Origin of the sequence: Sphingomonas crocodyli (assembly GCF_004005865.1) — a bacterium.
GTDB classification, from domain to species: Bacteria; Pseudomonadota; Alphaproteobacteria; order Sphingomonadales; family Sphingomonadaceae; genus Rhizorhabdus; species Rhizorhabdus crocodyli.
Genome location: NZ_SACN01000002.1, coordinates 366,313 through 389,498, shown reverse-complemented (window position 1 = coordinate 389,498; position 23,186 = coordinate 366,313). Strand labels below are relative to the sequence as shown.

Sequence of the window (23,186 nt, the reverse complement as noted above, 5' to 3'; positions counted from 1 at the left end):
CACACTCAGGCCGCAGGGCATGAGACCCGAAGCACGAAGGCGCTGCGAGCGGTGAGAACCGGATCGTAGCGGCAATGTCGTTCCGCCAAAGCGTTCAGCAGGCCGTCGCGGCGGCGGAGATTGCGGGGGTCCTTCGCTTCCAGATCGGCGTGGATCGTGGCGATGTAGAAGGGCCGGCCTCGCGGCGCTTCGGATAACATCGATCGCGCCGCACCGCGATAATCGCCGACCAGGCGATAGACGACGCGGTTGGCATATCCACCCGGCCTGGTCCGCCGCGCTTCGATAGTGTTTGCGATCACGTCATAGGGCTGTGCGAGAAACGACTTGGCCATCAACGTGTCAGGCACCAGCACCGAACTCTGGTCGACCGCGCCAAAATAACGGTGCCGCCCGATGGTGGGCACGAACCCGCGATAATATTGCACCGCCGCCTGCGTCCCCAGCCACATGCCGACGGGACTGGGCGGTTGGGTCGCGAGCCAGGCGATAACCCGATCGCTTGCCGCACGGGTGCCGGCGTCGGGATCGCGTATGCGCTGGATCGCGGACGGCAATGTGGAGGCCGCGATCAGCGCCATCAGCGCCGCGACACCCAAGGTCGCCGGCGTCTGCCCGCGGGCGATGAGCGTCGCCACGGCGTTCAGCACCAGAAACAACACGATGCCGTTTATCCATGCAACGTGGCGGGGTTCCGATGCCGGATAGAGATTTGTCGCCGCCAGCCCCAGCAGCACGACCAGTGCGCAGGCCGCGAGCAGCAGCAGGCGGCGGCTGCGCGCATCGCCGAACCAGGCAATCACGGCGGCCGCCAGTGCCAACAGGGTGCCGCGCGACGTCAGCAGTCCATCGATCGCATGCAGGAAGCCTCGTGCGCCGGCCACCGCGCCTTTGCCGCCATAACTGCCGGGATAATTGTGGATCTGGATCGACGTGCCGAAACGGATCGCCAGATAATATCCGATCAGCACGGCGCCGAAGACGACAGCCATCGCCAGCTCGCTCAGGCCGATCCGCCGCCGCTCACGCAGCGACAGAAGGCCCGCAAGCCCCAGCGCCAACGCTGATAGGATGACCGTGGAAATCCCGCACGCCATACCGACGATCAGCACGACGACATCGCGCCACCGCAGCGGCTTCGCCGGATCGCGCATCACGAACCAGGCCGTGATCGCGGCGATGCCCAGGGTCTCGGTGCCGTAATATTTTAACTCGGTCGCATAGGCCAACAGCGACGGGATCGCGATCGGATAGGCGATCACGACAACCGGCGCCCACCAGCGGCGGAAGGCCACCCAGGCGAGCGCCGCCAACCCGCCGAAGATCGCCACCGCCAGCACCAATCGCGCCATCGCCGGAGCCAGCGCGGCGATGGCCGAACAGATCAGGTTGAACAGTGGTGGCGCTGCCTGCGAATAATAGGGTAGCGGCGCGAACAGGCCCGACAGGCTTCCGATCGGATAGTTGATCATCGCCATCAGTTCGTCGATCCACAGCGGCCGCTGCACAGCGCGCCACAGCAGGATCGCGAAGATCAGCGCGACGGCGAGCGAGATCACGCCGCGCACGACAAGAGCCGCCGCGGGACGGCCGGTGGCTGTCGATGTCATTTGCTGGTCAGCGTCCAGACGCCATCCCAGTCCGCCGCCGGCGGGGTCGCCGCGAAGGTTTTCGCGCGGTCGAGATACATGGCCGAGGGGCCGTCGCCGGGCATCGCCTCCAGCGCCATGCGGAAGCTATCCTGCGCGTCGCCCCAGGCGCGTGCGCGATAAGCGGCGATACCAGTCGCATAACGTTCGAGCATCAGACCGAGCCCCCGATCGAGTTCGGCCGCACGATAGCCCAGCGCCTCGTGCACCGCGACGGGGAAATCCTTCCCCTTCACCCGGATCAGATCGATCTCGCGGGTCAGATGATCGGCGGTCAGCCCGCGCTTGGTAAATTCGGAGAACAGGATCTTCGATCCATAATATTTGTTCGCCCCCTCCAGCCGCGAGGCGAGGTTCACGTTATCGCCGATGACGGTGTACTCCATGCGCTTCACCGAGCCGATATTGCCGACGATCACGTCGCCGGTGCTGATCCCCAGCCCGATGTCGAGCGGCTTCGATCCGTCGGCCGTGCGGCGCGCATTGAGCGCGGCGAGTTCGACCAGCATCTGGTTCGCCGTGCGCACCGCATTGTCGGCATCGTCCTGCCCCGCAAACGGCGCGCCGAACAACGCCATGATCGCATCGCCGATATATTTGTCGAGGATGCCGCCATGTTCGAAGATGACGTCGACCATCTCGGTGAAATATTCGTTGAGCATCGCGACGGTGCCGCGCGCGCCGATCGTCTCCGCGATCGTGGTGAAGCCGCGCACGTCGGAGAAAAGGATCGAGACGGTCTGGTCCTTACCCGTCAGTTCGTCCTCGCCCGCCTCCAACAGCTGATCGGCGACCTCCTTCGACATGTAGCGGGCCATTGTGGATCGGACGCGTTTTTCGGCGGTGATGTCCTCGAGCACGAGCATCGATCCGATCACCGCCTCGTTCGCGTCGATCAAAGGCGCAGCCGTCAGGTTGACCGAGGCGGCGCTGGCATCCGAACGCTTGATCTCCGCATCGACCGCGAGCGCCGATTCCTTGGCGCGATCGGATCGCTCCAGCTGCTCGGCGATCCACGCATTCACCCCGCTGAACGCCTCGCGCGCAGGCACGCCGGCCAGCGTGTCGCTGACGCCCAGCAGGCGACGGGCGGCCTCGTTGGTGGTGACGATGCGATCCTCGTCATCGAAGGTGATCACCCCGTTCGACGTCGATTTGAGGATGCTCTCGTTATAATTCTTCATGCTCAGCACGTCATCGAACAGCCGGGCATTTTCCAGGCACACCGCGATCTGCGCGGAGAAGGCGCGCAGCCGCGCCTCATCCTTCGACGTGAAGCCGCCACCGCCATGCTTGTTGAGCACCTGCGTCACGCCGACGCAGCCGCCCTGCTTGTTGAAGATCGGGTGGCAGAGGATGGTTTCGGTATGGAAGCCCGTTTCGCGATCGACCGAGGCGTTGAAGCGCGGGTCGGCATAGGGATCGGTGATATTTTCCGACACGCCCGATCGGAACACCGCGCCCGCAATGCCGGTGTCGGATGGAATGCGGATTTCGTGGACCAGATCGCCTTCGGCAAAGAGCGAGACGAGTTCGTCGGTCTTGGGATCATAGACGAACAGGGTCGATCGCTCGGCATTGAGCAATTCGGTGGTCGCCCGCATGATCCGCGCGATCAGCAGGTCCAGTTGGAGCTCGCCCGCCAAATCGTTGCTGATCGCAAGGATCAACTGCTCCTCGCGCAACGCCTCCAGCATCAGTTCGAAGCCGCGGAAGATGTCGGCATATTCGTCGGTCGAAACGACCTCGATCCGGACATCCTCGAGATTGCCGAGTTCGACGTCGCGCATCCCGCTGACCAGCAGGCTAGCCGAACGCGACACTTCCTGCGCGGTCAGCAGCGCCATGATCACCGAACCCATCACGCAGACGAGCAGCACGCCCGCGATCCAGATGTAGAAGGGCGCCATCTGCCCCACGGTCGGTTGGATGCCCGACAAGCGCAGCATCCGTTCCACCTTGAACACCATCGACAGGCCGAAGAAAATCAGCGGCAGCGCGGTCACGAATATCGCCAGATAGAGCAATTTGCTCTTGAGCCGGATCGACACCAGCCGCGCCTGATAATCGGGCGGCAGCACCCCGCCCATCGCGCTCGACAGCCGCACGATCACGGGCACCATCACCCGGCTGACCCCGAAATATTCGAAGATCGCGTGGGTGGGCGACGCGAAGAACATCGTCGTCGCGCAGAAGGCCAGGATCTGCCACGTCTGATATTCGGTGCCGAACAGCAGGTTGGCGCCAGGCAACACGATCGCGACCAGGATCGTCACCAGCGGGCCGTGCACGAACGTTACCCGCATGAACGAATAGAAGGGCAGGTTGAGCGCGGCGACCACCGCCTCCCCCAGCACATCCATCGACGGCCGTTCGCCGCGATCGAGAATGTCGAGCGCGCGGCCGATCGGCCTGTGGTGGCGCGTGATCATCACGACGTCGGGGATATTGTATCCGGCGACGACCAACGGGGTCATCAGCGACAGGACGATCCACTGATAGAGCGTGAACTCCTCACCCAGAAAGGCGAGGAACATCACGATCACGATCGCTGCCGCGCAGCCGCCTTGGTAAAGCCAGAACAGCCGGCGGAACAAAGCCTTCGAACTGCCGCTGCCCTTTTCGGGCGGCGGGGGGGGCTTGAGCGATATGGATTCGAGCGCGGTCATCGCACGGAGGCGATATCGACCGTGCGGGCCATGTCCATCTCGCTTTCGATCATGCCCGCCAGATCACGCAAAAGAGACTGTTCCTCATCGGTCATCACGCGCGGCCGCGTATCGATGACGCACAATGTTCCGATCGGCTGCCCGCCCGGCGCATAAATCGGCGCGCCCGCATAGAAGCGCAGGCGCGGTCCGCCCTGCACCATCGGATGATCGCGGAAGCGCGCATCCTTGAGCGTATCGGGCACGATCAGCATCGATCGCGCCGCCACCGCATGCGCGCAGAAGCTCACCTCGCGCGGCGTTTCGGTCAGGTCGGCGCCGAAGCAGGATTTGAACCATTGCCGATCGCTGTCGACGATGCTGATCAGCGACACGGGCACGCGGAACAAAGCGGCCGCGAGCCGGGTGTGGCGATCGAACCGTTCCTCCTGCGGGGTATCGAGAATGTCGAGCGCGTGGAGCGCCGCGATGCGATCGGCCTCGTCCTCGGGGATAGGCGGGCGTTCCCAATGCGCCTCGGCCCGCAGCAGCCAGGTGCGGATGCGGGTGCGCGCATATTCGACCGACCACGGCTCCTCCAGCCGATCGACTGCGCCGCCGCCCGGCGGGCCTTCGCCCCCGATCAGCACCAGCGGCACATCATGCCCCGCATCACGCACGATCTTGTCGACCAGATCGAAAAGACCGGGCGTCGCGGCCTCGGCGAGCAGCAGCGATGGCACGCGGCGGCGGGCCAGCTTGACGCTTTCCTCGGCGATCGGGGCATAGCTCAGGTGGACGGGTTCGTCGGCGACGGCCTTGCCGATCCGTTCGGCGATCGAGGGATCGGACGCGATCAGCAGCATCGACGGCACCGTCGCGCTCGTCCCCTCGCGGATCGCGCTCGGCGCCTCCTGCCCCAGCCGCAGCAAGGTCGGCGTGCGCGCGGGGGAAACGTCGATCACCATGCCTTCGGCGGCGGCGAACAGTTCGGGATCGTTGGGCTGCGCGCTCGCCGAAAGCTGCGCCATCACATCGTCGACCGCGCCGTCATGCCGCGACGGATCATGGTGCGTCAGCGCCAGCTTGCGCGCGCCCGCCTCGCGCCCGACGCGCAAAGCATATTCGACCGTCGAATGGCCCCAGCCGCGCTTCGCCGCAAATTCGGGCGCGATATATTGCGCGTCGTGGATGATCAAATCGGCCCCGCGCATGAACTCGGCATGCGCCAGATCCTCGCCGCACAGATCGCCTTCGCCATCGGCCACGTCGCGCGAATGGGGTTCGTGATCGCACGCATAGACGACCACCGCACCGCCCGCCTCCAGCCGGAAGGCGACCGTGAGCGCGGGGTGGTTCAGGTAGCGGGTGTGGATCGTCACATCGTCGATCGTGAAGCTGCCCTCGCCCAGATTGTGGTAGCGCAGCTTGCCCCCGAACGCGTCGAGCGTGATCGGGAAATAGGTATATTCCATCTGCCCCGCGAGCGCGTCTTTCAGCGATTCCTGAAAGCCCTGCGGCGCATAGAGATCCCATTCATGCCCCGGCACGAAGAAGGGCGTGAAAAAGGGGATGCCCTGAATATGATCCCAATGGGTGTGGCTGATCAGCATATGACCACGCGAAGGCTTTCCCTCCGCCATGATCGCATTGCCAAGTTCATGCCCGCCGGTACCGCAATCGATTACCAGCCGGGTTCCCCCAAGGGAGACCACCTCGACACACGATGTGTTGCCGCCATAACGTAACGTCGACGGTCCGGGCTTTGCGAGCGATCCGCGCGTGCCCCAAAAGCGTACCCGCATGTCGAGACCCCCATGTCGATCTCAGTTGCGGCGCGGATTTGATAGAGAAGCGCCGCATTTGTCCAGTGCCGACTAGCGAAAGACATTGATTTAACTTATGTCGTTTCGGGGGTCGCGCCCAATTGGGGACTAAAAACAGGGACTGTAGCGATGCGTATATTGTCGTGCAGCCGGGTGGCCCTTGCCGCCCTGGCCATCTCTGCCGCCGCGCCTGCCAGCGCCACCAGCTTCTATCTGGCCGAACAGTCGATCCGCGCCGCAGGCCGCGCCTTTTCGGGCGAGGCCGCCGATCAGGGATCGGACATGCTGTGGTGGAACCCGGCGGCGATCGCCGGCAGCACCCGCACCCATGCCGCGATCGGCGCCGCGTTGATCCTTCCCGACGCCAATGTCCGCGACAATGGCACGCTGATCCAGCGCCCCGGCCAGCCCGCAGCGCCCGTGGGCGGCGACCTGACGCCCGGCAATCCGGCCAAGAAGGGTGTCCTTCCCTCCGCCTCGATCGCGGTGCCGCTGAACGACAGCATCACGCTGGGCCTCGCGCTCTCCTCGCCCTTCAGCCTCACGACCGACTACAAGTCGGACAGCTGGACCCGCTATATCGCCGACAAGACCAAGCTGATCACGACGACGTCCAGCCGTCGATCGGCATCAAGCTGACCGAACAGTTCCGCGTCGGCGCGGGCCTGAACATCGAATATGCCGACGCGACGCTCCAGAAGCGGCTGCCCAATCTGCTCGCCACCCTGCCCGATGGTTCGCAGGCGCTGAAGGGCGATGCGCTCGACCTCGGCTTCAGCGTCGGCGCGCAATATGTGGGCGAGCGCGTGAGCCTGGGTCTCAGCTACAAGTCGGCGATCAAGCATAAGTTCGATGGCGACATCACGATTTCCGGCCTGCTCGGCCCGCTCGCCGCATCGAACACCAAGTTCGACACCACCGCGACCTTCACGACGCCGTGGCAGATCATCGGCGCGGTACGGGTGAAGGCGACCGACGATCTGACGCTCAACGCGCAGGTCAGCCGCTTCGGCTGGGCGAAGTTCGATCGCATCCGCCTGGCCGTTCCGCCGGGCGCCTTCGTGCCCGAGGATTATCGTGACACTTGGACGGTCGCGGCGGGCTTCGATTATCAGATCAAACCGGAGATCACCGTGCGCGGCGGCGCCTATCGCGATCAGACGCCCACGCAGGACGGCCGCCGCGACCCCAACGTCCCCGACGGCAATCGGACAGCCTTCGCCGCCGGCGCGAGCACGAAGGTGAGCGAGACGATCACCCTCGACGTCGCCGCCGAATATATCCTGTTCGACAAGGAAAGCGTCGATCGGCAGGCCATCGCCTTCGAAGGAACCCCGGTCGCGACCTCGATCCTGACCAACGGCACGACCGACGCGCACGCAATCGTGTTGGGAGTAGGTGCAAGGTTCGCTTTCTGAGTGTAAGGGCGGCCGATGGATTTCGATCAGCTCCTCGTCCAATTCTTCGGCACCAAGGACATTGCCGACCTCCCGCCGGAAGCGCTCGTTGCCGGCACGGACCGACTGCGCCTGCAGTTCGGGCTTGAGAAGGACGAAGGGCGGCGCTTCGCCTTGTGGTCGCTCATGTACATGCTCGGCATTGCCCCCGACGTCGAAGACGCCTTCGAGGATGAGGATGAGCGCGACAGCGCGCGCGAGTTCATGGACATGGTCGACGCCGAAATGGACGGCGAGGATGAGGACGACGCCTGAACCCTTGTGGTGAATGGTGCCGGCTGAGGGGATCGAACCCCCGACCTTCGGTTTACAAAACCGCTGCACTACCGCTGTGCTAAGCCGGCAAGGCGCCATCGGGCGGCTGTTCCCCTAGATTTGCCGGGCGGGCCGGTCAACGCGAAACGCGCGCGCCGGCTTGCAATTAGGGCTCACACGACCATCTTTCGGGGATCGGCCCCTTGGCCGATGGCGATCCTGTGCTAGGTCAATCCGTCATGAATGCGGGCAGCGACAAGGATATCAACGAGCCGCGAGACGCGCGGGCGAACAGCGCGACCAAGCCGCGCAACACCGTCAAATCCGGCATCCGCGCGGTCGAGGTGATCGACTATTTCATGCAGGTCGCCGAACCGGTGCGCACCGCGACGCTCAGCAAGGCGCTGGGCATCCCCAATTCGAGCGCGGACGAGCTTCTGCGCACGCTCGCCGCCAGCGGCTATCTGAATTACGATGTGGAGCAGAAGCTCTATTCGCCGTCTTACAAGCTGGTTTCCAACATCCGCGCCGTGGAACGCAACTTCTTCGGCGAGGATGTCGTCGCAAGGATGATGAGCGATCTGCGATCGGAGACGGGCGCGTCGGTCGTCCTGACCCAGCAGAATGATTGCTGGATGGATTCGGTCGCGCGCGTGACGGGCAGCTGGATCGAGCAGAGCGAACGCTATCCCGCCGAACTGGTCTGCTATCAGGGCGACCGTTGGCAGCCGAGCACCAATTTCGCGGCGGCGATCCTGACCCGATATAGCAATGTCCAGCTGGCCGACCTGACCCAGCGGATCCAGCGGCTGGGCCTCGGCCCGTCCGGCCCTTCGCTGTTCGACGGGCTGATCGGCACGGTCGAACGGACGCGATCGCGCGGCTATGCTGTGTTTCGCGGCGACGAGGGCAATCCCGTCAACTCGATCGCCGTCCCGCTGGTGATGCGGCACGCGGCCTCGCCTTATGCGATCGGGCTGATCGGCCCATCTTTGTTCGCCAGCGCCGGCGACGAGCGCGAGGTGGCGCAGATCCTGCGCCGGATCACCGATCGCTATATCGACCGGATCAACGGCCTCGCCTGATCAGGCGGGTGGCGGGCTGAAACACCCGACGACCTCGGCCAGCGAAGGGTTGCGACGCAGCGTCTGCCCGCCGCTGACATGCAGCGTCTGACCGGTGACAAAACTTGCATCGTCGCTGGCCAGCCAGACCGCCGCCGTCGCGACATCCGCCGCCACGCCCGGCCGCCGCAGCGGGATTTCGCGCATGTAGAGATCATGCACCGGGGGAAAGGCCATGCCCCCGCCCGACATCGGCGTATCGGCGATACCGCCCGGCGCGATCGAATTGGCGCGGATGCCGCGATCCCCGAATTCGTGCGCGATGCAGCGGATGATGTGATCCATCCCCGCCTTCGTGCCCATATAGGCGGCGTGATCGTCGAACATGATCGTCGCCGTGACCGACGATATCTGGATGATCGAACCGCCATCGGGCATCGCGCGGAGCAACGCCTGGAAGAACTGGAAGGGGCCGGAAAACTGGATTGCCGCCATCCGATCCAGATCGTCGCGCGTGGTTTCGAGGAACGGCTTGAGCAGGCCCCAGCCGACGGTGTTCACGCCGATGTCGATCCCGCCCATCGCGCTCGCCGCCTGCGAGACTGCGGCGTCGATGCTGTCGCCGTCGGCGATGTCGCAGGGCTGCCAATGTGCGCCGATCTCGTCTGCGACCGCCTGCACCGCATCAGGCCGGCGCCCCGCGACCGTGACGACGGCGCCCTGTTCGACATAAGCGCGCGCGATAACCGCCCCCAGATTGCCGGGCGCCACGCCCAGAATGAGCGCGCGCCGGCCCTGCAATTTCTTGTCCATGACGCCCTTGCCTCCCCGATTGCCTGTCCGATCATGGCTGGCGCCGCCTTTTGGCGGTCACGGCATCTTGTAGGCACGCGTCGCTGAGGCTTCGAGCCCATCGGGCGGAATGCCGCGGTTACGGAACGCCGAAGGTCCAGCCCTCGAGCGCAGCGACCTCATCCGTCAACCCGGACGGATGCCACAGCCCCGGCACTTCAGCCGCTCGCGCGAGCCAGGCGGCGCCGACGATCGCGTCGGTCGCATGGTCGTCATAGCGCGCGAGTACGGGCGCATCGATCCCCCAGCCCGCCAAGGCCAGCGCGAGCGCTGCGGCATCGCGCATCTTGGATCGACCCTTGCCGAGCCCGGCGGCGCGGGCGGCGATGCTGGTGTAGAGTTCGACGATTAGCGGGCCTTTGTCGGGCACCGGATCGAACGGCCAGACGGGAACGCGGCCCGCCAGCTTGTGCAGCATCCGCATGCCGGTGAGGCTCGATTTCCCCACCTGCGCTGCGCCGACGAGGTTGAAGCAGGAGACGGCATTGCCATGCCCGCCCTCGCGGCACGCACGCTCGGTCAGCCGCATCCGGCCCATGCCGCCGCCGAACAGATCGCCCTCGAGCCCGCCGTGGCGGCGGAAGTGGCGGGCGATGTCGGGATGATCGACGAAGCCGCCGGCCGCCAGATGCGGATCATTGGCCGACAGATCGTCGATCGCCGCCCACAAAGCCCGCGCATCGGCGGGGCTGTCGGGCCAGCCGGGGAGATAGGCGCCCGCATCGAGGAAGGGCAAAGCCATCGAGAAGTCGAAGCCGACCAGCAGGTCCACCTTCGCCGCAGCCTGTTCGATCAGCCAGTCGGCCACGTCCTGCCGCGACCAGGCGTGATCGAGCAACACCGGGGCCTCGCGCCCCTCGGCCACTGCGACCGCAATCCCCTTCGGCCGTTCGACCGCCTGCCCCGACCAGTCGATGCACGCGAAGCGGGTGAAGGTGCGGGTCACCTGGTCTTCTTCGGGCGCGGTTTGGGCGGCTTCTTCGCCAGCGCGCGTTCGTGCGCCCGTTCGATCATCGCCAGCACACGCGCTGGATCGGCGCTGGCGTAGCGGACGAGCAGGCCCGGCCAGCCGGCATAATGCGGGGTCTGCCAGAAGGTGTCGGGATCGGTTTCCATCAGCATGTCGACCGTGTCGAGATCGAGCATCAGGTGGAAGCTGTCCGCCTCGCGCCCCGGCGTCAGGAAGGCGTTGCCGTTCGCCTTGACCGCGGGGCCACCATAATAGGTCGACATTTCGGAACCCGGCAATGTGAGCGCGTGGGCCACCACCTTATCCCAACTTAATCCCATCATCCCCACCCCCGCTCGTCCCGAGCGAAGTCGAGGGATGTTCCCGCATACCAACGTGTCTCGACTTCGCTCGACACGAACGGTTGGGGGAGAAGGACCGTCACTCCCCCCGCCGCTCCGCGCGCAGCCGATCCCAATAGGCGAGCCGCTCGGCAATCTTCGCCTCGAACCCGCGCGGGGAGGGTTCGTAGAAGGTCTGCGCGCCCATTTCCTCGGGCCAGTAATCGTCGCCGGAGAAGGCATCCTCGGCGTCGTGATCATAGGCATAGCCCTTGCCGTAGCCGATATCCTTCATCAGCCGGGTGGGCGCGTTGAGGATGGTTTTGGGGGGCGAGAGCGAGCCGGTGTCCTTGGCCGATCGGAACGCCGCCTTCTGCGCCTTGTAGGCCGCGTTCGATTTGGGGGCGGTCGCGAGATAGAGGCACGCCTGCACGATCGCGAGTTCGCCCTCCGGCGACCCCAGAAAGTCATAGGCGTCCTTTGCGGCGAGGCATTGGACGAGCGCCTGCGGATCGGCCAGCCCGATGTCTTCGGATGCGAAGCGAACGAGGCGGCGCAGGACGTAGAGCGGCTGTTCGCCCGCCGTCAGCATGCGGGCCATGTAATAGAGCGCGGCCTGCGGATCGGAGCCGCGCAGCGATTTGTGGAGCGCGGAGATGAGGTTGTAATGCCCCTCCCGATCCTTGTCGTACACCGCCATGCGCCGGTGCAGGAGCGCGGCCAACTGGCCGGGTTCGAGCGGTTCGGGGATCGCGATCGAGAATAGGGTTTCGACCTGGTTGAGCAGGAAGCGCCCGTCGCCGTCGGCCGAGGCGATCAACGCCTCGCGCGCGCCGGGCGTGAGCGGCAGTTCGCGCCCCTCCGCCTCCTCCGCACGGGCGACCATCTTGCCCAGCGCGGTCGCATCGAGCCGGTTGAGGATCAGCACCTGCGCGCGGCTGAGCAACGCGGCGTTGAGCTCGAACGAGGGGTTTTCGGTAGTGGCGCCGACGAGGACGACGGTGCCGTCCTCGACATAAGGCAGGAAGCTGTCCTGCTGCGCGCGGTTGAAGCGATGGATCTCGTCCACGAACAGCAGGGTGCGCTGCCCCATGCGCGCATGTTCGCGCGCTTCGGCGAAGATCTTCTTGAGGTCCGCGACGCCCGAGAACACCGCCGAGACGGGGGCGAAGCGCAGGCCGACCGCATCGGCGAGCAGACGCGCGATCGTGGTCTTTCCGGTGCCCGGCGGCCCCCACAGGACGAGCGACGAGAGCCGCCCCGCCGCGACCATACGCCCGATCGCCCCTTCCGGCCCGGTGAGATGTTCCTGCCCGATCACCTGATCGAGCGACTGCGGGCGCAACCGTTCGGCGAGCGGGGCGGACTCGGACAGGACGGGAGCGGGTGCATCGGAGGCGAAGAGGTCGGCCATCAGCAGCGAATATAGGCGGGCGACGCAGGGGGTGCCAGCCCGAGAAGAGGCGGGCGATGACTCGGCCCGCTGACGGAATTCGAAATACGAAACTTGTCAAACTTGTCACTACGTCTGCTTCGGAATCGCTTCCCCGACGGCCCCGACGAGCGAGACAGGAGGAAAGTGCGCGCATTTGGCATAGGGCCAGATTAGGCGCAGCCGCCCGTGTAGGACAGCCGATGCGCGGCCTGTTGCCAAATCCCTCCCGATTAACCATTGATGTTATATCGTATCTTTGATTCGGGGGATTAAGTGAAGCTATCAATCTGGCTGGGCGCTGGCGCGGCGCTCGGATCGGCTCTTGTCGCCATGCCGGCTTTTGCGGAGGAGGCCGATGACGAGCGCAGCCATTCGGACATCGTCGTTACCGCCGTGCGCGAGGATGACAGCTATGCGCCCGAGGCAGCGGCCGTGGCGGGCAAAAGCCCCGCACCGTGGATCGAGACGCCGCAGTCGATCAGCGTGGTGACGCGCCAGCAGATCGAGGATCGCAACCTCTTCACAATCGGCGAGGCGGTGCAGACCGTGGCGGGCGTGACCGTGATGCCGTTCGACGGCACCAATCCCGATTATCGCGCGCGCGGCTTCGTGCTCGATTATGCCTATGACGGCATTCCATCCACCTTCTCGTCGGGCGTGCCCGAGTTCGATCTGGTGATCTACGAACGGCTGGAGGTGCAGCGCGGGCCGACCGGATTGTTCCGGGGTTCGGGTTCGCCGGGCGGCACGATCAACCTGATCCGCAAGCGCGGGCTCGACAAGTTCGCCGCATCGACCGCGCTGTCGGGCGGATCGTGGAATAATTATCGCGGCGAGTTCGACATTGGCGGGCCGATCGACGCCGCCGGGCGGCTGCGCGTGCGCGCGGTGGCGGCGATCCACGATCGCGATTTCTTCCAGAAGAAGTCGCACACCCGCAAGATCACGTCCTATGCTGCGGCCGATTATGATCTGACGCCGACGACCACGATCGGCGCGTCGATCAGCTATCAGGATACCGAAGCCGACACGCCGATGAATGGGCAGCCCGCTTATGGCCTGCGCGCCAACGGGCAGCGCCATCCGCTGACCGACAGTTTCCTGAACTTCCCGCGCAGTTTCCAGCATCTGCCGAACACCAACCTCTTCACCGAAACCACGACCGAATATGCGGGCGAGGTGAAGCAGGAGATCGGCCGCTGGTCGCTGGTGGTGCGCGGGCTGCATCGTGACATTCCGCGCGCGTGGCACGACGCCTTCATCCGCCCCGGCACCGGGGTCGATCCGGTGACGCTGACCGCCGAATATGTGAACCGGCGCAGCGATGGCGAGAATGGCAAGACCGCGGTCGATGCCTATGCGACAGGGCCGTTCACCCTGATGGGGCGCGAACATGACCTGACGATCGGCTATAGCTGGGACAAGCGCACGACATCGTTCCTGGCGCGCACCCAGACATCGGTCGGCCGCTATTCGATCCTCAATGCCGATGCGATCCCGATCGCGCCGCTGATCTACACGTCGGGCAGCGAGACCGACCTGCGGCAAAGCGGATTCCACGCGCAGGTGCGGCTGCATCCGTTCGACGGCTTCACGATCGTCGCGGGCGGGCGCTTCAGCGACTATACCAACAAGACGCGAGCGATCCCGCCTTCGACCCCGACCCGTTTCACCGTGAGCGGGCGCGAGCGCGGCCAGTTCACACCCAGCGTCGGCGCGGTGCTGCACCTGACCGACAACGTCACGCTCTACGGAAGCTATTCGGACATCTTCAATCCGCAGACCGCGCTGCGCGCCGACGGATCGGTGCTCGATCCGCGCGTCGGGCAGCAATATGAGGCGGGATTGAAGGGCCGCTTCCTCGACGGGCAGCTCAATGCCAGCGCCGCCGCGTTCAGCAGCAAGGATACGAACCGCGCGTTGGCCGACACGGCCAATCCCGGCTTCTTCGTCCAGGCGGGCGAAGTGAGCATCAAGGGATTCGAATTCGAGGTGACGGGTCGGCCGATTGCGGGCCTCGATCTGGTCGCGAGCTACACCAACGTCAAAACCGAATATGCGGTGGGCACCGCCGCGCAGACGGGCGCGATCTTCGATATCTTCACGCCGCGCCATCAGTATAAGTTCTATGCGCGTTACGAGCCGGCGGCGCTGGGCGGGGCGTTCGCGTCGGCCAGCCTGAACGGGCAGAGCGGCGTGGTCGGCGGCGGCGTGGCGGGGGTGCGCGAGCAGGCGGCCTTCGCGATCGTCGGCGCCCAGATCGGCTGGCGCTTCAACGACAATCTGCGCGCCTTCGTCAGCGTCAACAACCTGCTGGACAAGGTCTATTACCAGCGGGTCGGATCGCCCAACACGTACAATTTCTACGGCGAGCCGCGCAATTTCCTGCTCACCCTGCGCGCCGCTTACTGACTCCGCATGATCGCGCCGGCGGCCGTCAGGGTCGCCGGCGCACGCGCGCTTAGAAGGGCAGCTTGAAGCCCGGCGGCAGCGGGATCGAATCCTTCATCTTGGCCATTTCGGCGTTCGACGCCGCATCGGCCTTCGCGCGCGCATCGTTGAGCGCGGCGGCGATCAGATCCTCGAGCATCTGCTTTTCGGATGCGACCATCAGCGAATCGTCGATCGAGACGCCGAGGATGCGGCCCTTCGCAGTCGCCTTGATCTTCACCAGGCCGCCGCCAGCCGCGCCTTCGACCTCGATCTTGTCGAGCGAGGCCTGCGCCTGATCCATCTGCGCCTGCACCGACTGCGCCATATTCTGCGCGGCGGCGAACATATCCTCGAGGCTTTTCATCGCGGGACTCCTTGGTTGGCGGTCCTCCTACGCCGTTCGCGGAGGGGCGAAAAGACGCTCTTGTAAAAACCTTCTCAAGATATATCTTAGACACATCGAAACCGAATCGGAGTTACTATGTTCGGAAACAAGCATGGCCACCATCGTGGCCACCACATGCATCACATGATGCGCCACGCGATGCGCGGCGGCGGCTTTGGCCGTGGCGGCGATTTCGCGGAAATGTTCGGCGGACGCGGGGGCGGCTTTGGCGGCCATCGCGGCGGACGCCGGCGGGTGTTCGACGGCGCGGAGCTGCGCCTCGTCCTCCTCAAGCTGATCGGCGATGAGCCGCGCCACGGTTACGACCTGATCCGCGCGATCGAGGAACTGACCGGCGGCGCTTATGCCCCCAGCCCCGGCATGATCTATCCCACCGTCACCATGCTGGAGGAGATGGGCCAGATCGCCGAGCAGGACGGCGCGGCATCGGGCAAGAAGCGGCTGTTCGCGATCACCGATGCGGGCACCGCCGAATTGGCCGAGCAGGCCGAGCAGATCGAGGCGTTGTTCGCCCGATTGAAGGCGCTGGCCGAGGAGAGCGGCGCGGACGATCGATCGCCGGTCCGCCGCGCGATGATGAACCTCGCGATGGCGGTGCGGATGCGGCACCATCGCGGTGCGACGGGCGAGATCAACCACGAGATCGCCGCGATCCTCGATGAGGCGGCGCGCAAGGTGGAGCGGCTGTAATGACGCAGCACATCGCGCAAGTGCCGACCACCAATGGCAGCCGCTACCTCCAGCAGCTGTGCAAGCATTGGAGCCACAAGATGCCGGTCGAGTTCGACGCGCAGGCGGGGAAGATCAGCTTCCCCAACGGCACGGTCGCGACGCTGGCGAATGCGGCCGAGACCCTCGATGTCACGCTCGACGTGCCCGAGGGCGTCGACGCGGCGCATATGCAGAAGGTGGTGGCCGATCATCTCGACCGCTTCGCCTTCCGCGAAGCGCCGCTGAGCTTCGATTGGAACTAAGCGCCGGGGCGCCTGCCATAGGTGCCCCAGCGCCATAGCCATTCCATCGGGCCGTAGCGGAAGCGGGCGAACCAGAAGGTCGCGAACAGCGCCTCGGCCACGAGGATCAACGCCGCGACACCCCATTCGCCCCAGCCGTTGAGCCGGCCCCACAGCCCCAGCCCGAAGCCTGAGAAAATCACCGCCGCCAGCGCGGACTGGCCGAGATAGAGCGTCAGCGCCATCCGGCCCATCCGCGCGAACGGCGCGAAGGCGCTTCGGGCGTGCGGCCACAGCGTCAGCACCAGCCCGATGTGGCCGATCGTCATGCCGAACCGGGCGACCTGATCGACCATCGCAGTCCACCCGGTCGGGTTGCCATCATTGCCGAAGATCGCGATCGCCTGCGCGATGCGAAGCGGCAGGCCGATCGCGTAACCGGCGATCAGCAGGCGGGGTCGCCTCCCCTCCATCCAGCCGCTGCGCCACAGGGCCATGCCGATCATCATGAAGCCCGCCGCCTCCGCCACCCACAGGATCGACGCGAGATCGAGCGTCCATTTGGCGGTGACGTGGCTGAGATAGGCGAGGTTCGCTGCATAGTCGCCCTGCCGCGCCGCCGTTTCGGTGGCCAGCGTCTCGGGCGAATAGAGGAAGTTTTCGGACGGCATCATCCCGACCTCGATCGACATCAGCAGCGACATCAGCCCGATCGCGACGAGGCCCGCGATCAGCATGCTCTGCGGCGGCTTGTCGCGGAAGGCCAGCACCGCGAGGCCCGCGACCGCATAGGTCGTCAGGATATCGCCGGGCCAGAGCAGTACTGTCCCGTTCGCGACGCCGAACAGGAAGAGGAGGAGGAGACGGCGCAGATAGAGGCCGTCGCCCTTCCCCGCCCGTTCGAAGAACAGCAGCAGGCCGATGCCGAACAGCATCGAAAAGAGGCCACGCATCGAACCGAAGACGAACAGCTGCGCGACCGTCCACACCTGCCAGTCGGGATCGGCGAGGCTGGGCGCGGCCATCGGCCGTTCCATCCCCACCGGCCCCGCCATCAACGGAATGTTGATCAGCAGGATGCCGCACAGCGCGATCCCGCGCAGTGCGTCAATCGCCTCGATGCGCTGCGACGGCGCGGTGGGGGCGGCTTCGGACAGGGCGATCAGTCCGCCATCTGGGTGAGGACGAAGGCGAAGGCCTCGGCATCCTCGCGCAGGCTGTCGAACCGGCCCGACTTGCCGCCGTGGCCCGCGCCCATGTTGATCTTGAGCAGCAGCAGGTTGGCATCGGTCTTCGCGTAACGCAAAGCCGCCGCCCATTTGGCCGGCTCCCAATAGGTGACGCGCGGATCGTTGAGGCCTCCGGTGATCAGCATCGGCGGGTAAGCCTTCGCCTCGACATTGTCATAGGGGCTGTAGCTGCGGATCAGATCGAAGGCCGCCGGATCGGTGATCGGATTGCCCCATTCGGGCCATTCGCCCGGCGTGAGCGGCAGGCTTTCGTCCTGCATCGTGTTGAGCACGTCGACGAAGGGAACATCGGCCACCACCGCGCCCCACAGATCGGGATCGGTGTTCGCGACCACGCCCATCAGCTCGCCGCCCGCCGAACCGCCGTTGATCGCGATATTGCCCGCGCTGGCGAAGCCCGCGTCGATCAGCCCGCGCGCGGCATCGGAGAAATCGCGGAACGTGTTCCAGCGATGCGTCGCCTTGCCCTTCAGATACCAGTCGTACCCCAGATCGTCGCCGCCGCGGATATGCGCGATCGCATAGGCCCAGCCGCGATCGACGAGGCTGAGGCGGATCGTCGAGAAGCCCGGCGGGATGGCGTGGCCGTAAGCGCCATAGGCGTAGAGGAACAGCTTGCCCGATCCGTCGCGCGGAAAACCCTTGCGGTAGAGAACCGAGACCGGAACCTTCGCGCCGTCCCGCGCCGTGATCGTCAGCCGCTCAGTCGCGTAGAGCGAGGGATCGTAGCCCGAGGGCAGTTCCTGCACCTTGAGCGTAGTGAGGCGGCGCGCGGCGGGATCATAATCATACACGGTCTGCGGCGTGACCATCGAGGCATAGCCGACGCGATAGGCGGCCGGATCGTATTCGGGGTTCGAGCCAAGCGACGCCGTGTAGCTCGCCTCCGGGAAGGCGATGCGATGTTCGGCGCCGTCATAGGATCGCAGGCGGATCTGATCGAGGCCATCGACTCGTTCGGTAATCGCGAGGTGCCCGGCAAAGCTGCTGATCCCGCGCAGATAGACCTGGTCCGAACCGGGGATGACCGTTTCCCATTCGCCGGGCGACGCCGGATCGGCGACCGCGACGCGGAAATTGACATGATCGTCGTTGGTCAGGATCCACAATTTGCCGTGCGCGCCGTCGACCGAATATTCGCGCTTCTCCTTGCGGGGCGCGACGAGGATCGGCGTGGCGGCGGGGTCGCTCGCGGGGACGAGGCGGATCTCGCTCGTCTGGTGATCGTGGGTGTTGAGCGTGATCCACTGCCGGTCCTGCGTCAGCCCGATACCGACGTTGAAGCCGATATCGTCGGTCTCTTCATAGAGCGTGGTGTCGGTCGCGGGATCACTGCCCAGGATGTGCAGCCGGGCGCGATAGGTGCGCCAGTTGTCGTTGACCTCGGTATAGGCGAGGCTCCTGGAATCCGAACTCCACGCGGTCGCGCCGTTCGTGACCGCGCTGACCGTTTCGATATCCTCGCCCGTCGCCAGATCGCGGATGCGCAGGACGAAGCGTTCGGAACCGTTGCTGTCGCTCGACCAGGCCATGAGCCGCCCGTCGGGGCTGACATCGAGTACCTGGAGCCGGAAATAATCGTGGCCCTCGGCCTCGGCTGGCTCATCGAGGATCACCTCGTCCGCACCGCCGCTCACCGGCTTGCGATACCAGACCCGATATTGGCCGCCGGGCCGGAACGCCCACCAATAGAGGAAGTCGCCATCCTTCTGGGGGACGCTGGCGTCATCCTCCTTGATGCGCCCCTTCATCTCAGCGAACAAAGTCTCGACCAGCCCCTCGTGCGGCTTCATCGCCGCGTCGAAATAGGCGTTCTCTTCCTTCAGATAGGAAAGGACGTCCGGCTCATCGATCACCGGATATTTCTGATCCTTCAGCCAGAAATAGGGATCCTCGACGGTCTGGCCATGTCGCGCATAGCTGTGCGGGCGGCGTTCGGCGGCGGGGGGATTGGGGAGCGTCATCAGTCTCTCTTCTCGTCACCCCCGCGAAGGCGGGGGCCTATCCATCTAACCACTCATTGCGCCGCTGGGGAGGGGAGAGCGGATAGGCCCCCGCCTTCGCGGGGGTGACGGGTATGGCTAGAGGATGTTGTCGTAGAGATCGTCCCAGTTCGGGTTGGCTTTCGAAATCAGGCTGGTTTTCCAGATGCGGTTCCATTTCTTGATCCGCTTTTCGCGAACAATGGCCTCTTCGATCGTCGGATAGTCCTCGACATAGACCAGCCGGGTGAGGCCATGCTCACGGCAGAAATCGGAGCCGGTGCCGGTCCTGTGCTGATAGATGCGGGCGGCGAGATCGGCAGTGACGCCGGTGTAGAGCGTGCCGTGCGGACCGTTGGTCATGAAATAGACCCAGCCGCCTTTCATCCCCCCCTCCCCGTCATCCCCGCGAAGGCGGGGATCCATCCAGTCTATCCACAAAGGGAGGCGCCGGTGAAGAGTGTGGATAGGCCCCCGCCTTCGCGGGGGTGACGTTGTGGGGATGCGGGACTATCTTCACCGCAACAATCTTTCCCGAGGCAATACCATGTCCACCTATGAAGACCGCCTGAAAGCCCTGCGCGAAGAATTGGCGCGGCGTCGGCTCGACGGGTTCGTCGTGCCGCTGACCGACGAGCATATGAGCGAATATGTCGGCGCCTATGCGCAGCGGCTCGCCTGGCTGACCGGCTTTCAGGGATCGGCGGGTTCGGCGGTCGTGCTGCCCGCCGAGGCCGCGATCTTCGTCGACGGGCGCTATACGCTGCAGGTGCGCGATCAGGTCGACGGCAAGCACTGGTCCTACCAGTCGGTGCCGCAGACGAGCACGTCGGAGTGGCTGGAGAAGAATGCGCCCGACGGCGGGCGGATCGGCTATGATCCGTGGCTGCACACCAAGGGCTGGGTCGAGGCGGCCAAGCGCGCGCTCGCGACCAAGGGCGCCGAGCTGGTCGCGGTCGATACCAACCCGATCGATGCGGTGTGGCCCGACAAGCCGGCGCCGTCCGACGCGCGTCTCGTAGTCCAGCCCGACGATCTGACCGGGCAGTCCTCCGCCGCCAAGCGCGCCGAGATCGCCGACTGGCTGGATGCGAAGCGCGCCGACAGCGCGGTCCTGTCCGCGCTCGATTCGATCGCGTGGACCTTCAACGTGCGCGGCACCGACGTGGAGCGTACGCCGGTGGCGCTGGCCTATGCACTCGTCCATGCCGATGCGACCGCCGACCTCTATGTCGCGTCGGACAAGATCGACGATGCCGTCCGGCAGCATCTGGGCAACGGGGTGCGCGTGCATGACCGCGCCGCGTTCGAACCCGCACTGCGCGCGCTGGCAGGCAAGACGGTCGCCGTCGATCCCGAACGCGCTGTCGCCGCGATCTTCGAATCGCTGAGCAAGGGCGGCGCGACGCTGATCGAGGCGCGCGATCCCGCCGTCCTGCCCAAGGCGATCAAGAATGCGGTCGAAGTCGCCGGCCACAAATCGGCGCAGGCGCGCGACGGCGCGGCGCTCAGCCGCTTCCTCCACTGGCTGTCGGTCGAAGCGCCGAAGGGCGGCCTCGACGAACTGACCGCGCAGGCCAAGCTGCGCGCCTTCCGCGACGAGACCGGTTTGCTGCGGGACCTGAGCTTCGACACGATCTCCGGCGCCGGCCCCAATGGTGCGGTCGTCCATTATCGCGCGAGCGAGGAGACCAACCGGCCGCTCGAGCGCGGCAGCCTCTATCTCGTCGATTCGGGCGGGCAGTATCAGGACGGCACCACCGACGTTACCCGCACCGTCGCGATCGGCGAGCCGACCGCGGAAATGCGCGACCGCTATACCCGCGTGCTGAAGGGCCATATCGCGATCGCGCGCGCCATCTTCCCCAAGGGGACGCGCGGCGGGCAGCTCGATATCCTCGCGCGCCAGTTCCTCTGGGCCGCCGGCCTCGATTATGCGCACGGCACCGGCCACGGCGTCGGCAGCTATTTGTCGGTGCATGAGGGGCCGCAGCGTATCGCGACCTTCGGCGGGGGCGACGAACCGCTGCAGGCGGGCATGATCCTCTCGAACGAACCCGGTTATTACAAGACGGGCGAGTACGGCATCCGCATCGAGAATCTGATTCTGACCGTACCCATCGCAATCGATGGCGCCGAGAAGGACATGTACGGCTTCGAGACACTCACGCTCGCCCCTTATGAGCGTGCGTTGATCGACGTGTCGATGCTGACGGCGGACGAGATCGCGTGGATTAACGCTTATCACGCAAGGGTTTCCGCCGAAATCGGCAGCCAGCTGGACGGCGAAGCGAAGGCGTGGATCGAGGCGGCGACGGCCGAACTGAATTAACCTTAGTTAACGCCTCACCGCACCGAGGGCACGCTTCACAGAAGCGACGCCCAGTGTTAAATAATCCGACAGCGAAGGGGCCGGCTCCACGGGGGACATTGGCGGCCTGCCCCGTCGTTTGCGCCTGCCGGCAGAACCGGCCGGCGGATCAGGGCATAGGGTCGGATGCGTTTGCTTGGCTGGCGCCGGATTATCGTTCGCGTGGGCGCGGTGCCCCTCATCTGGGGGGCGCTGGGCGGTGCCGCGCCGCTTTGGACCGTCGCCGACGTCGATCAACGCCTGCTGGCCGTCCACAATGCCGAACGCGCCCGATTGGGCATCCCCCCGCTCGTCTGGAACGACAAGCTCGCCGCGCGCGCCGCGCAATGGGCCGACGAACTGACCGAGATGGACGGCCTCGAACATGCCGACGACGCCGATTATGACGACGGCAGTTCGGTCGAGGGCGAGAATCTGTGGCGCGGGACCAAGGGATATTACACGCCCGAACAGATGGTCGGATTGTGGATCGACGAGCGCAAGATCTTCGTCAACGGCCCCTTCCCCAAGAACGCCACCAACGGCCGCTGGCGCGACGTGGGCCATTATACCCAGCTCGTCTGGCGATCGACGACCCAGCTCGGCTGCGCGATCGCGGCGAGCAAGGAGGATGAGATCCTGGTCTGCCGCTATGTCGAAGGCGGCAATGTGATCGGCGAAAAGCCTTACTGATTCTCGTCGGCGGGGGATTCGGCCGCGGATTTCGAAACATCCTGCACCGCGCGCGCCTGCGCCTTGCGGCGCTTCAGGTTTTCGCGCAGCTGCTGCGCCAGCCTTTCGGCGCGGTCATCGGGGGTGGAGCGGGCGGGTCCGGACATGATGGTGCGATGCCATCGTCCACGAAGTGCCGCAACCGCCTTGACGGACGCCGCGCCATTCGCCATAGCGCCGCCACCCCGCGCGGCCACCCGCCGCCCGGACGCCGCAACATGCTGGCGATGCTGCCGTAGCTCAGTGGTAGAGCGCATCCTTGGTAAGGCTGAGGTCGTGAGTTCAATCCTCACCGGCAGCACCACCCGCCCCGCGATTTCAGTGAAATCCGGGCGGGTTTGAAAGATCCCCACGCAATATCCGCGACAGGCGCCGATCGTGCGAATCGTCAGCGTTTGACGGGCGTATCCAGTTCGGCCTCGACCTGCGCGATGAAGGCGCGGGTCTTGTAGCGTTCGGCCAGAGCATTGTGCGCGGCGGTCGCGTTGGGATGAACCGCCGCCTCGGCCTGTTCCTTCTCCTCCCGCGCGCGGCGCAGGAGATAAGCGGCTTCGTCGTCGAGTTCGGTCATCGATATCCTCTCTCTTTTTGGGATGTCCGCTGA

Annotated in this window: 20 protein-coding genes, 2 tRNA genes and 1 pseudogene; 9 read left to right on the top strand and 14 right to left on the bottom strand. The window is 65.4% G+C overall.

The window, feature by feature from the left end; genetic code table 11:
• Positions 1–5: 5 nt before the first annotated feature.
• The 3 genes from EOD43_RS16430 to EOD43_RS16420 are packed head-to-tail and all read right to left on the bottom strand — an operon-like array spanning position 6 to position 6,102.
• Positions 6–1,610 (bottom strand): hypothetical protein, encoded by a 1,605-nt coding sequence (locus EOD43_RS16430; protein ID WP_127745115.1) that lies wholly within the window; start codon positions 1,608–1,610, stop codon positions 6–8.
• Positions 1,607–4,318 carry an adenylate/guanylate cyclase domain-containing protein gene (locus tag EOD43_RS16425; RefSeq protein WP_127745114.1) on the bottom strand — a complete coding sequence of 904 codons (2,712 nt, stop codon included), beginning with the start codon at positions 4,316–4,318 and terminating at the stop codon, positions 1,607–1,609. Before EOD43_RS16425 ends, EOD43_RS16430 begins: the two co-directional genes overlap by 4 nt.
• Complete coding sequence (locus EOD43_RS16420; protein ID WP_127745113.1) at positions 4,315–6,102, bottom strand: GAF domain-containing protein; 1,788 nt, start codon at positions 6,100–6,102, stop codon at positions 4,315–4,317. The genes EOD43_RS16425 and EOD43_RS16420 overlap by 4 nt, the downstream gene beginning before the upstream one ends.
• A 150-nt stretch (positions 6,103–6,252) precedes the next feature.
• On the opposite strand from EOD43_RS16420, the pseudogene EOD43_RS16415 reads away from it, so the two are divergent.
• A pseudogene (locus EOD43_RS16415) lies at positions 6,253–7,541 on the top strand (OmpP1/FadL family transporter).
• A 15-nt stretch (positions 7,542–7,556) separates the two neighbouring features.
• Positions 7,557–7,835, top strand: a complete 279-nt coding sequence (locus EOD43_RS16410; protein WP_127745112.1) for a hypothetical protein — start codon at positions 7,557–7,559, stop codon at positions 7,833–7,835.
• A 14-nt stretch (positions 7,836–7,849) separates the two neighbouring features.
• Here EOD43_RS16410 and EOD43_RS16405 read toward each other — a convergent pair.
• Positions 7,850–7,924: transfer RNA gene (locus tag EOD43_RS16405), tRNA-Thr, on the bottom strand.
• 132 nt (positions 7,925–8,056) lie between these two features.
• Between EOD43_RS16405 and EOD43_RS16400 the strand changes: the two genes are divergently transcribed.
• Complete coding sequence (locus tag EOD43_RS16400) at positions 8,057–8,920, top strand: helix-turn-helix domain-containing protein (protein WP_164857279.1); 864 nt, start codon at positions 8,057–8,059, stop codon at positions 8,918–8,920.
• Here the strand turns inward: EOD43_RS16400 and EOD43_RS16395 are convergent, their stop codons facing one another.
• The 4 genes from EOD43_RS16395 to EOD43_RS16380 form a co-directional block, all read right to left on the bottom strand.
• Positions 8,921–9,712, bottom strand: a complete 792-nt coding sequence (locus EOD43_RS16395) for an SDR family NAD(P)-dependent oxidoreductase (protein ID WP_127745110.1) — start codon at positions 9,710–9,712, stop codon at positions 8,921–8,923.
• Positions 9,713–9,830: 118 nt separating this feature from the next.
• Complete coding sequence (locus EOD43_RS16390; protein WP_127745109.1) at positions 9,831–10,697, bottom strand: hypothetical protein; 867 nt, start codon at positions 10,695–10,697, stop codon at positions 9,831–9,833.
• Positions 10,694–11,017: an MmcQ/YjbR family DNA-binding protein gene (locus EOD43_RS16385; RefSeq protein WP_240653272.1), complete on the bottom strand. Its 324-nt coding sequence runs from the start codon at positions 11,015–11,017 to the stop codon at positions 10,694–10,696. The genes EOD43_RS16390 and EOD43_RS16385 overlap by 4 nt, the downstream gene beginning before the upstream one ends.
• Positions 11,018–11,141: 124 nt before the next feature.
• Positions 11,142–12,455 (bottom strand): replication-associated recombination protein A, encoded by a 1,314-nt coding sequence (locus EOD43_RS16380; protein WP_127745108.1) that lies wholly within the window; start codon positions 12,453–12,455, stop codon positions 11,142–11,144.
• Between the two features lie 294 nt (positions 12,456–12,749).
• Between EOD43_RS16380 and EOD43_RS16375 the strand changes: the two genes are divergently transcribed.
• A complete protein-coding gene (locus EOD43_RS16375) occupies positions 12,750–14,888 on the top strand; it encodes a TonB-dependent siderophore receptor (RefSeq protein WP_127745107.1) in 2,139 nt (712 codons plus the stop codon).
• Between the two features lie 49 nt (positions 14,889–14,937).
• Here the strand turns inward: EOD43_RS16375 and EOD43_RS16370 are convergent, their stop codons facing one another.
• On the bottom strand, positions 14,938–15,273 hold the full coding sequence (locus EOD43_RS16370) for a YbaB/EbfC family nucleoid-associated protein (RefSeq protein WP_127745106.1): 336 nt from the start codon (positions 15,271–15,273) through the stop codon (positions 14,938–14,940).
• A gap of 117 nt (positions 15,274–15,390) precedes the next feature.
• On the opposite strand from EOD43_RS16370, the gene EOD43_RS16365 reads away from it, so the two are divergent.
• Both EOD43_RS16365 and EOD43_RS16360 read left to right on the top strand, forming a co-directional pair.
• Positions 15,391–16,005, top strand: a complete 615-nt coding sequence (locus tag EOD43_RS16365) for a PadR family transcriptional regulator (protein WP_420822456.1) — start codon at positions 15,391–15,393, stop codon at positions 16,003–16,005.
• The gene (locus tag EOD43_RS16360; RefSeq protein WP_127745105.1) at positions 16,005–16,289 is read left to right on the top strand and encodes a DUF2218 domain-containing protein; all 285 of its coding nucleotides are present in this window, start codon (positions 16,005–16,007) and stop codon (positions 16,287–16,289) included. The genes EOD43_RS16365 and EOD43_RS16360 overlap by 1 nt, the downstream gene beginning before the upstream one ends.
• On the opposite strand, the gene EOD43_RS16355 is transcribed toward EOD43_RS16360, so the two are convergent.
• From EOD43_RS16355 to EOD43_RS16345, 3 genes are all read right to left on the bottom strand, one after another.
• Positions 16,286–17,293, bottom strand: coding sequence for a DUF418 domain-containing protein (locus EOD43_RS16355; protein ID WP_240653271.1), 1,008 nt, complete (start codon positions 17,291–17,293; stop codon positions 16,286–16,288). The genes EOD43_RS16360 and EOD43_RS16355 overlap by 4 nt on opposite strands.
• Positions 17,294–17,430: 137 nt before the next feature.
• Entirely contained in the window at positions 17,431–19,482 is a 2,052-nt protein-coding gene (locus tag EOD43_RS16350) for a S9 family peptidase (protein ID WP_127745103.1), read from the bottom strand.
• A gap of 117 nt (positions 19,483–19,599) precedes the next feature.
• Entirely contained in the window at positions 19,600–19,887 is a 288-nt protein-coding gene (locus EOD43_RS16345) for a GIY-YIG nuclease family protein (RefSeq protein ID WP_127745102.1), read from the bottom strand.
• 160 nt (positions 19,888–20,047) lie between these two features.
• Between EOD43_RS16345 and EOD43_RS16340 the strand changes: the two genes are divergently transcribed.
• Both EOD43_RS16340 and EOD43_RS16335 read left to right on the top strand, forming a co-directional pair.
• Positions 20,048–21,832, top strand: a complete 1,785-nt coding sequence (locus EOD43_RS16340; RefSeq protein ID WP_127745101.1) for an aminopeptidase P family protein — start codon at positions 20,048–20,050, stop codon at positions 21,830–21,832.
• Positions 21,833–21,997: 165 nt separating this feature from the next.
• Positions 21,998–22,543 (top strand): CAP domain-containing protein, encoded by a 546-nt coding sequence (locus tag EOD43_RS16335; protein ID WP_127745100.1) that lies wholly within the window; start codon positions 21,998–22,000, stop codon positions 22,541–22,543.
• Here EOD43_RS16335 and EOD43_RS23695 read toward each other — a convergent pair.
• Positions 22,537–22,755 (bottom strand): hypothetical protein, encoded by a 219-nt coding sequence (locus tag EOD43_RS23695; RefSeq protein WP_164857247.1) that lies wholly within the window; start codon positions 22,753–22,755, stop codon positions 22,537–22,539. The two genes, EOD43_RS16335 and EOD43_RS23695, sit on opposite strands and share 7 nt — an antisense overlap.
• Positions 22,756–22,811: 56 nt before the next feature.
• Between EOD43_RS23695 and EOD43_RS16330 the strand changes: the two genes are divergently transcribed.
• Positions 22,812–22,886: transfer RNA gene (locus tag EOD43_RS16330), tRNA-Thr, on the top strand.
• An 84-nt stretch (positions 22,887–22,970) separates the two neighbouring features.
• Here the strand turns inward: EOD43_RS16330 and EOD43_RS16325 are convergent.
• On the bottom strand, positions 22,971–23,153 hold the full coding sequence (locus EOD43_RS16325; protein ID WP_127745099.1) for a hypothetical protein: 183 nt from the start codon (positions 23,151–23,153) through the stop codon (positions 22,971–22,973).
• Positions 23,154–23,186: the final 33 nt, after the last annotated feature.